This is a genomic window from Streptomyces sp. NBC_00212 (genome assembly GCF_045206365.1).
GTDB lineage: Bacteria > Actinomycetota > Actinomycetes > Streptomycetales > Streptomycetaceae > Streptomyces.
The window spans coordinates 1,748,523-1,759,939 of record NZ_CP108115.1; the positions used below are offsets into that span (position 1 = coordinate 1,748,523).

Annotated in this window: 7 protein-coding genes, 1 tRNA gene and 1 CRISPR repeat array; all 8 genes read right to left on the reverse strand. The window is 70.0% G+C overall.

Going from position 1 to position 11,417, the window contains the following annotated elements; genetic code table 11:
* Window position 1 precedes the first annotated feature (1 nt).
* The 8 genes from cas6e to OHA17_RS08100 all read right to left on the reverse strand — a co-directional run bounded on the left by cas6e (window position 2) and on the right by OHA17_RS08100 (window position 11,412).
* Window positions 2-727, reverse strand: coding sequence for a type I-E CRISPR-associated protein Cas6/Cse3/CasE (gene cas6e, locus OHA17_RS08065; protein ID WP_406505338.1), 726 nt, complete (start codon window positions 725-727; stop codon window positions 2-4).
* Window positions 727-1,491, reverse strand: coding sequence for a type I-E CRISPR-associated protein Cas5/CasD (cas5e, locus tag OHA17_RS08070; protein ID WP_406505340.1), 765 nt, complete (start codon window positions 1,489-1,491; stop codon window positions 727-729). The genes cas6e and cas5e overlap by 1 nt, the downstream gene beginning before the upstream one ends.
* Window positions 1,488-2,687, reverse strand: a complete 1,200-nt coding sequence (gene cas7e, locus OHA17_RS08075) for a type I-E CRISPR-associated protein Cas7/Cse4/CasC (RefSeq protein ID WP_406505342.1) — start codon at window positions 2,685-2,687, stop codon at window positions 1,488-1,490. The genes cas5e and cas7e overlap by 4 nt, the downstream gene beginning before the upstream one ends.
* Window positions 2,684-3,382: a type I-E CRISPR-associated protein Cse2/CasB gene (gene casB / locus OHA17_RS08080; protein ID WP_406505344.1), complete on the reverse strand. Its 699-nt coding sequence runs from the start codon at window positions 3,380-3,382 to the stop codon at window positions 2,684-2,686. Before casB ends, cas7e begins: the two co-directional genes overlap by 4 nt.
* Window positions 3,379-5,085 (reverse strand): type I-E CRISPR-associated protein Cse1/CasA, encoded by a 1,707-nt coding sequence (gene casA, locus OHA17_RS08085; RefSeq protein WP_406505346.1) that lies wholly within the window; start codon window positions 5,083-5,085, stop codon window positions 3,379-3,381. The genes casB and casA overlap by 4 nt, the downstream gene beginning before the upstream one ends.
* Window positions 5,075-7,921: a CRISPR-associated helicase Cas3' gene (gene cas3 / locus OHA17_RS08090; protein WP_406505348.1), complete on the reverse strand. Its 2,847-nt coding sequence runs from the start codon at window positions 7,919-7,921 to the stop codon at window positions 5,075-5,077. The genes casA and cas3 overlap by 11 nt, the downstream gene beginning before the upstream one ends.
* Window positions 7,922-8,237: 316 nt before the next feature.
* Window positions 8,238-8,750: a CRISPR direct-repeat array (repeat unit 24 nt; unit sequence CTGCTCCCCGTGTACGCGGGGATG).
* Window positions 8,751-9,971: 1,221 nt separating this feature from the next.
* A tRNA-Pro gene (locus tag OHA17_RS08095) sits at window positions 9,972-10,048 on the reverse strand.
* 77 nt (window positions 10,049-10,125) lie between these two features.
* Window positions 10,126-11,412 carry a DUF6177 family protein gene (locus OHA17_RS08100; protein ID WP_406505350.1) on the reverse strand — a complete coding sequence of 429 codons (1,287 nt, stop codon included), beginning with the start codon at window positions 11,410-11,412 and terminating at the stop codon, window positions 10,126-10,128.
* Between the last annotated feature and the right edge of the window lie 5 nt (window positions 11,413-11,417).

Consider the following 11,417-nt stretch of genomic DNA (forward strand, 5'->3'; position numbering starts at 1 on the left):
TTCAGGTCAGTGGGGCGAGGGTCATCAGGCCGCAGCCGTATGCCTTGGCCTTGCCGATGCCGTGGACCAGGGCGCGGCGCAGGGCGTTGGGGTCGGTGACCTGGAGGCGTCCGTTGTAGGTGACGGTGGTGACCTGCACGCGGTGTCTGGCGGAGGTTGTCTCTTCGCGTTTGGCGAAGTCGAGGCGGCGGTGTTCGGCGACGGTGACCTGGTGGGTGTCGCCGTGTTCGGTGAGCCGCTTGTCCTCGGGTGTGGTCAGGATGCTGAAGCCGCAGCGTTGTTGGCGCTCGGGGTCGAGGAGCCAGCCGATCTGGTGGGTGGGGGTGCGGTGGGCGGTGCGTTTGGTGGGGGCGCCGTCTTTGACCCGGACGTAGTGGACGGGGTTGGCGGTGAGCCGGAAGCCCCACGTGGAGCCTTCGCTGAGGCCGGCGAGGAAGGCCGCGTAGTCGTAGGTCTGCCAGCCGGGGGTGCCGGTGGCCGCTGCTGCGGGCCAGCCGGCCTGTTCCACGAGGTGGGTGAGGTCCGGGCGGTCCGGGCTGACGATGTAGAGGAGGGTCTCGGCTTTCGCGTTGTGGTCCAGGCGCCACAGGACGCGGGGGGTGTCGCCCTGGGTGGGCAGGATGGCGGGGAAGGCGGACATGACGCCGGCGTGTGTGGCCTGGGGCGAGGTCAGCAGTTTCCGCGCCCCGGGGCGTGCGGTGTTGAAGCGGAATCGGGTCAGGTACATCAGTCGGTTACCTCGGTCAGGTGGCCGGTCACGTCGTGGGCAGGCGCGGGCGCGGGGGGCGCGGTCTGTGCGGCCGGGTTGCGGACCGTCACCGTGGTGGTGTGGACGGTGCGCAGGGCGTACTGGCGGTGGCGGGGCGAGAAGGTGAGCGGCTGGTCGCGCACCGTGTCGCCGACGGGCGTGAGGGCCGCGGTGGGGTCGTGGCCGGCGGAGGTCCTGGCCTCGGTGAGGAGGCGGAGGGGGATTTCCTGCTCGCGGCGGCGGCGCCGCTGGTACCAGGGTGAGGCGCGCCATGGTTCGGCCGTAAGGGTCTCCTCCAACGTGGCGCCGGTGTGCAGGTCGAGGGGGATCGGGCGGGACGGCGGGCAGGAGCGGCGGCCGAGGTAGGGCAGGTAGTGGGGGCAGTTGAGGGCGGTGTGGAGGGTGGCGAGCAGTTGCGGGTCTCCTTCGACGGCGGCGACGAAGACGGCGTCGGCGAGGTAGAACCGCTCCGATACCGGCATCGATTCGCCGGTGTCGGCGTGCTGGGCGGTCTGGAAGTCCCGCAGGCGGGTGCCTGCCTGGTCCACCCGTACGGCGAAGCGGAGTTGGGCGAGGTCGGTGATGTCGGCGTCGCGGTTGCGGCCCAGCGCGGAGGCGAGCAGGCCGATGACGCCGCTCTTGGTGGGGGCCGGCTCGGTGGTGCGGCGGGTGAAGCGGGCCGAGGCCCCCCAGGACTGCAGGGGGCCGGCGAGCTGCAGGGTCAGGACGCCGTGGCTGTTCATCCGCGCTTGCCCAGGCGGTCGGCGACAGCCGTGGCGACGGTGTCGACCAGGGTGGCCAGTTTGGGGATCTGGATACCGATGGTGTCGAGGGCGGTGGTGGCGGGGCCGATACGCAGGGTCCAGGTCTGGGTGGAGTCCTCGTCGCCGTAGGCGGCCTCGATGGCGGGGATGTACTGCGCCAGGCGGGTGCAGGCGGCCGTCATGTGTCCGCCGCTCTGCCCGGCGGTGACGGGTTCCTCGAAGGCGGAGACGTAGCTGATGGGGCGGGTGGTGCGCAGGGTGACGATGGCGGCGTCGGGCAGGGTGTGGTTGCCGAAGGTGTTGATCTTCCCGGTGGGCAGGGAGGCGAGGAAGCCGTGGACGAAGGCTTCGACGGCGCGTCGTACGGGGGTGGTGGTGTCCTCGTCCTCGCGCAGACCTTGGCCGAGGTTGCGGGTGAGGGCGTCGACGTCGAGGGCGGCGTAGCGGTAGAGGGTGGCGGAGTTGAAGTCGATGGTGCCGATCATTCCGGCGCCCGGTTCGGCGGCGGTGTTGCGGTCGTCGACGGCGGTGAAGTAGTCGGACTCGTTCTCCACCCGGTGCACGCTCAGTGCGTGGGCGACCTGGGCGGCGGCATCCACGTTGAGATCGGCGGAGTCGGCGACCATCCGGCCGAAGAGGGCGATGTCCACGGAGTGGCGGGTGTTCGCGATCGCCTTGGCCCGGGTCTTGTTGTCCTTGTCCTTGAAGAACGCCTTGATGTCGGCGGCGCCCTCGACAGCGAGGCGGGCGAGCCCGTCGAGCTGGCCGGCGCTGAGGAACATCAGGTAGGAGGACTCGGGTGCGGGCGCGGCGTCGCCGTTCTTCTTGGCTTCCTTGGCCTTGCGCTCCGGAATCTCGATCTTGGAGTTGGTGGCCGTCTGGACCGTCTCGGCGGCCAGCGCCCAAGCCTCCTTCTCGTTGATCGAGGGGTCGAGAGCGGTGATGCGTCCGGCGAGCAGTTCGGCGACGCGCTTGCTGCGCACGCCGAGTTCGCCGGGGTCCAGGAGGTTGGTGAAGAAGGTGCGGGTGGCGCGCTTCCATGCCTGGCTGGAGACCCGGGCCCGCCGCACGCCGCCGTAGAAGGCGGTCTTGGGGGTGCCGGTGTCGTCCCGGTTGATGTTGCTCGGCGGGACGTTCTGCAGGGCGTGGACCTCGACGATGATGCGGCTGTTCACAGGGCGTCCTTCGGGTCGGGCACATCGGCGTCCGGGCCGGCGCCAGTGATGTCGGATGTGTCGGGGGTGTTGCTGGTGGTGGGCCGGTCGGCTGTCGTGCGGTAGGCGTGGAAGGAGCGGCCCCAGGCGCTGCGGACCGCGGCGGCGCCGCCCGGGCGTGCCCAGGTGTGGAGCTGGTCGGCGAGCAGGGCGTAGTCCAGGGCGATGTCCTGCTGCCGCAACAGCAGGGCGATCTCGCGCAGGCGCAGGGAGAGCATCGGCATGCTGGCGGCGGTGCCCGCCCGCACGAAGCGTTTGCGCAGCGGCTCGTCGATCTCACCGCGGGGCATCAACGCACGGACGGCGGCGCCGAGTTCATGTCCTCCCGTTTGATGCATGGCGGTGCGGCGGGACTGCTGGTGCACCGCCCACAGGGTGAGCGCGGTGTGGACGGCCTCCTCGGCCCGCACCACGTCGACTTCGCCCCCTCCGATCGGGGCGTACAGGTCGGCGGTGTCCACCAGACCCCACAGGTCGGGGACCGTTCCCGCACTCTTGCCGACGCCGCGCCGCAGCCGGGCAAGGGCTGCCACCGCGGCGGACTCGTCGCCGAGATAGCCGCGCTGGAGCCGTGTGATCTCCCGGCCGACAACCGTGCCCGCCACACCGGGCCTTGCATAGGGTCGCTTCGAGCCCGGGGGCGTGCTGCTGGTCATGCGGGCACCTTCGGGTGGTCGGGGCCGCTAGCTTCGGCGTCGGCGGCCGGTTCGGCAGGGGGCGCGGCCAGCGGCAGCGCCCGGTTGAGCCAGGTGGCGAACCACTGGGCCGCATAGTCGGAGCAGAGCCAGACCTCGCCCTTGGGACCGGAGACGACACGGCCCGCCCACGCTCTTTGCCCGGCCTGGGCGATGAGCTGGCGTCCCCGTGCGCGGATCTCGGCACGGGCAGTGCGCTGCCACTGGGCACGCCGCTGCTGCGGGTCGTCGCCGTCGGCCAGCGAGGCAAGCCAGGTGCGGTAGAGCCCGTCCAGGGCGGCATAGCCGAGATCGAGAGCCGTGGACCGGGAGGCATCTGGTTCCGCTCCGGCGGCGCGGGCGAGGTCACCGGCAAGGTTTCCCAGTGCCTTGACCGCACCGTTGGCGTCCGCGACCGCGTCGATCGCGCACCGCCCCAGCCGCCGGTCCACTTCGTGCAACAGGGCAAGAGCGACGGCGACGCCGTCCTCGGTGATCTCCTCGATCACCGACTGCTGGGTGCCGTAGACCGCTCCGTACGTCCTGAGCCGGACCATCGTGTCCTTGGGCAGGAACCGTTCCGTGGTCAGGTGGGCCAGCCAGTGCACGATGCCGGGGCGCAGCGCGTTCGCCGGCTCATTGCGGGCGGAGGTGTCCTGGTCGCGGGGGGCGATGAGAGCAGCCAGGCCACGCCAGGCCGCACGCGAGGGGTCGTGCTCGCGCGGCATGTAGACCAGGGGCCGGCCGAGCTTCTTCTCCTGGGCTGGGCTGCGCCGCCAGCCGGTCATCGGCTCCAGGGTCTGGCGGTCCTGGATGCTCAGCGGATCACCGTAGGTCAGCACCACCCCGTACACACCCTGCGCATCGAAGTGCAGCCGCAGCCGCCTTGACTGCCAGGTGTACAGGTCCCGCACCCCGAACGGCCGCCGGGCCAGGTCGGCGGCGGCGCCGGGGCCACACGGCTCGCGCCGCCAGGCCGGACGGTCCCCTCCCGTTGTGCGCACCACGTCGGCATCCGCAGCGATCAGGTTGAGCAGCAGCGTCTCGCGCAGCGTATGGCCCTCGGCCAGTACTCCGCCGATGTTCCCTGCCCAGCCGACGCCCTGCGGATATGCCTTACCGGCCTTGGCCCTCGGGTCGCCGACCGTGCCGGTCTTGATGCCGGAGGTGTCGTAGGCGTGGGCATGGACGGTCCAGCGGGCGGCCTCGGCAAAAGTGATCCGGTCCGCACCAGGGAAGCGCATCGTGAAGAACGCGTCGCCGTTGGGAACATCGGCAACGATGCGGTTCAGGGAGAAGACCTCGCCCTTGGATGTGCGCAGCCCGGCCGTCTGGAAGAACGGCGTCGCCGGATGCAGCAGATCGAACCGCTCCCGGTGGGTGTCGAGATAGCCCTCGACGGATCCGAAAGGGGCCTCGTCCTCCCACAGGTCGGCCCACTGCTCAGTGTCCTTGGGCCCGTCCACGGCATCGTGGACAATCGCCAGCAGCAGCCGCATCAGAGCGAAGTCCTGCGTCGGCAGATCCCCCGCCAGACGCCTGATCTGCCCCGCCTGCACAAAAATCTGGCGCAACGAAAGCTCTGCCGTGCTGCCGTCGGTGCGTAACACCGGCAGCCACGGCCGGCTGGTCAGGTCCCAGGACGCTAAGTCGCCGGTGCCTGCTGCTTGTTGCTCACTGTTCACGCGTCACCTCCAGTCCCTCGCTCGGTGAATAGCTGAGACGGAAGCCTGCCAGGCGGGTCTGACAATCCGGGCCGAGAACGAGAAACAGCTCCCCAGCCAGCCAATGGCACTCCTTGGACTGCCAGGCCCGGGGGCAGAATTCCTCCAACTCGGCGATCACCTTGTCGATCACGTACGGCTGAGACAACTGCATCGGCAGGCGCAGGCCGCAGGAAGCCGCCACCCGCGCAGCCCGCGGCTCGGGCACCGCATGCTCGGGCAGCACCAGACCACCCTTGCCCGGGTCCAGCCACTGAGGGGTGGTCAGCGTCCCGTCGGACAGGCGCTGGATGATCAGGACTTCGAGCGTCTCCTTGCCGTCACGGACCTGCGCTCGACCACCACGGCTGTCGTCCGCGTCCCCGGCGGCGCCCTTGACCCAGCCCGTCAGCGCCCGCCCGGCCCTCAGGACGGGCGCGAGACGATAGGTGTCCGCGCGCAGTTCCTTGTCCGCCAGCTCGTCCTCATGCGCACACCGCGCCTCCTGCATCACCTCAGCCCACTCCACCGGGCCCACCGCCCCTGGCCCGTATGCCTGCTGGACCAGCGGGCTGATGTCCTGGGGCAGGCGCACCGGCCCGCTCTCGCCCTCAAGGTGCGGCAGGAGGACGGCCAGCGACCGCAGCAGCGCATGACGCCCATAAACCCTGACCGATCCCGCCACGGGGCGAGGCACCGACTGGCTCCGGTCGACCCCGGTCAGCACACAACGGGCGGCTGACAGCAGGGGCGGCCGCCCGCCGCGCGCATGCCGGTGGAGGCGGCCCATCCGCTGCAGGACCAGGTCAACGGGGGCCAGGTCGGTGACCAGGAGGTCGAAGTCGATGTCGAGGGACTGCTCGGCGACCTGGCTGGCGACGACAATGTGCAGAGCGGGACGCTCGCTGCCCGGCCCCGCTTCACGGCCCGGCGGGCCGAACCTGGCCAGCAGGCCGGCGTCCTTGGCCGCACGGTCCGGGTCCATGAAACGCGCATGCGCCACGGACACCGCCTTCCTGCCGAACCGTGCCCGCAGCGCCTTCGCCGTCTCCTGCACCCGCGCCACCGTGTTCCGCACCACCAGCACACACCCGCCGCCTGCCAGCAGTTCCGTGAGCCGGTCGGCCAGTTCCGCAAGACCGTCGTCCAGCCACTCCACCTCCACCAGGCCGCCGCGCCCGGACGCCCCGGGCCGCTCCACCACCGGACATCCCCCGGGCGCCACCACCGTCAACAGCGGATAGCCTTCGTCCTCCTCCAGGCCAGCGAACACTTCCGCGTGCCGCTCTACCGCAACGCTTCCGGCATACGCTGCGGCCAGCGCGCGGCGCCGCCCTGCCGGGAGCGTCGCCGACAGCACCACCACCGGCACCCGGTACTCGCCCAGCCACGACAACACCCGGTCCAGATAGGAGTTCATGTAGGCGTCATAGGCATGCGCCTCGTCGACCACGACGACTTTCCCGGCCAGCGCAAGATGCCGCAGCGCAAGATGGCGGCTCTTCAGCCCGGCGAACAGCAACTGGTCGACGGTCCCGACGACGAACGACGACAGCATCGCCTTCTTCCGGCCACTCAGCCACTGATGAGCCACCAACTCGGCCGGCATGAACGGATCCCGCGCGCCGCGCGGCACCACCCTCGCTTCACCGTCCAGATCCACAGCGCCGATCGGCTGCGAGGCGGCCATCAGCCCGGCGAAGTCCTCATTGAGCGCAGCCTTGGAATGCGCCAACCGCACCGACCACGCAACACCATCCGCCCCAGCAGGCAACCGCCGCAACCAGTCCAGCAGGCGCGGGAACATGCCGTTGCTCGTCGCCATGGTCGGAAGAGCGAAAAAGCAGCCACCCGCACCACTGCGAGCAGCGAAGATCTCAGCGACCGCCAGCGCGGCCTCCGTCTTCCCCTCCCCCATCGGCGCCTCAATCATCATGAGCCCCGGTGCCGGCACTTCGCGGGCGAGCCGGACGGCCGCCTCCTGCACCGGCCGCGGCCGTGCGCCCGGCGCCAGCTCGAAGCGAGCGGCAAACAACTCCGTCGCCGATCCCCCGGGCTCCTGCGGGCGCCACGGAGCAGGCAGATCGAGCTCGCGCCAGGCCGCCGCGACCCGCTCTGCGCCACTGCGCGAAACAGCCTCGGGAAAATACGGGAAGAGCTCCGCATTACTGGCGATCCAGTCAGCGACGATCACCAGAGCCGACAGCACCGCCTGCACACTCTGCGGCAACTTCACCCGCTGCCACGCGGCCAGACGTTCCGTCACCCCGAACTCCACGGCGCAGGCAACGAGCAACTCCTCCTGCACCCCCAGCCACACAGCCTCCGACCGCCCCGGCGTACGCAGCAACTCAGGGTGATCATCCAGATCCCTCACCTGAACCTTCTCCGGCGGAAGCCCGTGATGACCACCCACCACCACAGCGAACTGCCCACAGCTCTGCGGCGACCAGCCATGCCGCTCCTCCAGCCACTGGGCCAGCAGCATCTGCCCGGCCAGCCCGTGCGGCGCCATCCTCCGGTCGGCCATCCCCTTCGGCCCCTGCATCTCCAAACCGGCGTCCCGCATCCGGCCCGCCAGCGAATCCACCTGGCACGCGAAAGCCGGCGTCGCCTTCCCGATGTCGTGCACCCCCGCCAGCCACACCGCCAGCAACCTCGCATCCGCCTCCCCACCCGGCAACACCTCCGCCACCAGCGCACGCACCGCCCCCGGCACCCACCGGTCCCACAACAGCCCCGCCACCGCCCCGCTGTCGGCAAGATGCCGCCACAACGGCAGCCACCCCTCACTCCCGAAGTCATACTTCGCCCACACAGCCCGCGCCGCCGACGTAAGCCCCCCACCCAGACCACCCACGAACGCCCACTCCCCATCACTACCGCACACGCAGAGCCTCCCCGCAGCCACAGCACTGCCAGCTTCTCCACACCCACAGAGACTTCGCCATGAAAACAGCCGCCACCCACAACAAGCCCCGACCAGCACCTAGACTCAGCAACCCCCGCCAGCCGCCCCTCAACCCGGCACCCCCAAAGGACAACGCTAAATACCGAATTGGCCCGGCATGAGAGATTCCAGCAAAGCGAGCAAAACACTCCCCGACCCGAACAGAACCACCAGGCCAGGGAGCCTGCTCCCCGTGTACGCGGGGATGGTCCAGGTTGGAGACCGGCAGCAGCAGGGAGGCCGAGCTGCTCCCCGTGTACGCGGGGATGGTCCCTGCCCCTTGGGAGTCGTCACGGTGCCGGTCTCCTGCTCCCCGTGTACGCGGGGATGATCCCGAGCAGACCGCCATGGGCCGCAAGACCCTCGCCTGCTCCCCGTGCACGCGGGGATGGTCCCAAGGGGATGGGGCTCGACGCGGACGGCCGGCCCTGTTCCCCGTGCACGCGGGGATGGTCCCGGCAAACTTTCTCCCCATCAAACCCAGGAAGACTGCTCCCCACGCTCGCGGGGATGGCCCCGATATCCTCAGGCCCGGACACATTGACGTCGTCTGCTCCCCACGCACGCGGGGATGGTCCCCTTCGTAGTCCCCGCCCAGGACGAGCTCTCCCCTGCTCCCCGTGTACGCGGGGATGGTCCCCGGTTCGAGGTGGAGGCCGAGCTCAAGCGGCACTGCTCCCCGTGTACGCGGGGATGGTCCCAGCCGGCGCATCGGCAACCGGCTCGCCACTGTCTGTTCCCCACACACGCGGGGATGGTCCCGTGATGTTCGTGGCGGCCATCAGTCCGAGCGCCTGTTCCCCACACACGCGGGGATGGTCCCCTCGACAAGGTGCTCGCGGTCGCCGCCGGTCTCTGCTCCCCATTCACGCGGGGATGGTCCCGGGGTGCTCGCTCGCCGGATCACTCGCCGGTTCTGCTCCCCGCGTACGGGGTTCTTCCCGGTCCAGCCGGTGCCCTGATAACTGCCAGGGACTGCTCCCCGCGCGGCAGGATTGCTCCCTCCCCTCCCAGACCCGCGTAGCGTGGTCCTGGCTGCTCCCCACGCACGCGGGGATGGTCCCTGGATCCCCACCCCGCCCGGCCCTTCGGATCCCTGCTCCCCGTGTACGCGGGGATGGTCCCTACTGCAAGCCGCCACGCGCGTGGCCTGCTCACTGCTCCCCGTGTACGCGGGGATGGTCCCGTTTCCCCCGCCGGGGGCCGGCCCTCCGCGTCCTGCTCCCCGTGTACGCGGGGATGATCCCATGTCGAGCCCGGCTACGTGGTGCTCGGCGTCCTGCTCCCTGTGTACGCGGGGATGGTCCCGGCTACGCCACGTGGGAAGACGTCCTGTTCAACTGCTCCCCGTGTACGCGGGGATGGCCCTGACACCGAAAGGTGTGCGGCCTGTGCCCGGGAGTGCACCCCGCGTGCGCGGGGAGCAGAAAGATCCGAAGCGATCCAACCACCCCACAGATCATCTCGTTAGGAGTTCTTACAAAGCAGAGTCGCGAGTGCTTGGTTAGGGGCCATACGGGCTATGCGAGTTGGGCGTCAGCGCATAAAGCCCCCTCTCCGCCACCACCCACGTGTCAGTCACACCGCCGAAGGAAACAGCTTCCGCTTACAGCTCATCGGGCGACGCGACGGCTCCCGCACTGCGTACGACGAGGACGGCGGGCCCATGCAGCTCAAGTCCAACGTGGTCAAGAAAGCCTGACACTTCCGGCAGTAGGGACCGTGCTGCGCAAACCAGTGCGCCGGGCATGCGGTCACGAAAATGTGAATTGACCCTCCAGTACGGCACCCCACGGTCCGCCCAGGCGCGGTGCACCTTTCGCGAATGGCAACCACACTGCGACCATCAAGCCCCACAAAACATGGAAGGCCGTCCTCTCGTTTCCGAGAGAACGGCCTGCGACCATGCGTGAAACGCTGGTCGGGACGACAGGATTTGAACCTGCGACCCCTTGACCCCCAGTCAAGTGCGCTACCAAGCTGCGCCACGTCCCGATGCCCCTCTGACCTGGGGCTTCCCCGGCCAGCCGTGCACGAAAACCATACCAGGGTGAAACCGACGCCCTCCGTGATCACTGCTGGCTGGCCGCATCTGCTGCACTGCACGGAGCTGATAGTGGCGTAAGCGGCGCGGGTGAGTGCTCGGCGTTCGGCGCAGCCGTGAGGTCGCAGCGGGCCGGGCGGACGGTGACGAACAGGGTGGCCAGATTGTGCCGTGCGGTGAGGCGTTGGGCCAGTTCGGAGAGGGCTGTGTCCGGAGGCACGGTGTCGTCAGGGCGGTAGCCAAGCACGAGGGTCGTGTGTTCTTCGATGCCCGCCGGGGTGTGGACGATCCGCGTGGTGGCGATGGCTGGCTGTTCGGGGGTTCCGAGGGTGATGAGGAAGGTGGGGGCGCCCTTCTGTGCGCGGGTGCGGGCGAGTTCCGTCAACTCTCGCTTGGACCAGGGGAGGTTGACGGGTTCGGCGGTGCCCCAGCCGGTGGGTGGGGCACCAGTGAGGTGCTGCCAGGTGGCTTCGAGTGCGCCGCCGAGGACGAGGTCGGCTGTAGCGGGGTGCACGGTACGCAGGGAGAGAGCGAGCTGACGCTCGCCCACCGGGGCAGCAGCGCCGGCGGTAACCGTGAAGGGCTCGGCGACGCGGGGCGTGCCGTCGGGGGCGCGTTCCTCAATGAAGGCGCCATCGCTCCACTGGAGTCGGGCACCTCTCAGTCCGTCGTAGTAGCCGGTCTCGGGATGTTGGACGACCCAGCGGTGCGAGCTGAAGGCCAGAGCGGCACGGATAGGGAGGGTGAGGCGGCTCGTGGGCGGGGTGACGAGCTGCACGGCGCGGCCCTGTGCGGCAGCTTCGGCGAGGGCGTCGGAGAGCCAGGTGGTCAGCGCGATGACGGGGCGGTCCTGGACGACGACGGACACCCGGTCGGTGTGGATGTCGACCGCCGGCGGCTGGCCGGCGGGGACCGGCGGGAGCGTGATGGGGGAAGGGAGCTGGACGACGTCGGTGTGGGCCACGTCGGGGGGCCAGACGGCGCCGCCCAGGACACTGGTGAGGCGCCCGGCGAAAGAGGCAGCGAGGCGCTCGGCTTCGGGAAGCGCGCCGATGGCGCGGGCCTCCGTCCACCAGAACGGGCCTTCAGGCAGGGGGACTTGGACGCCGAGGAGACGGCGGATTTCATCTGAGTGGTGGACCAGCTGCGGGGCCTCGACGGAGAGCAAGGGGATGCCGTCGGGAGTGCAGAGCTGGAGGACCGCGCCGTCAGCGAGCGTGTTGACCGTGAGGTCGGGGCCGCCCGCATACAGACCCGCGAGGAGGGTGGCCGGGTCGGGCATGGAGGGGGTGAGGGCGATGACGTCCTTGGTCACGGCTG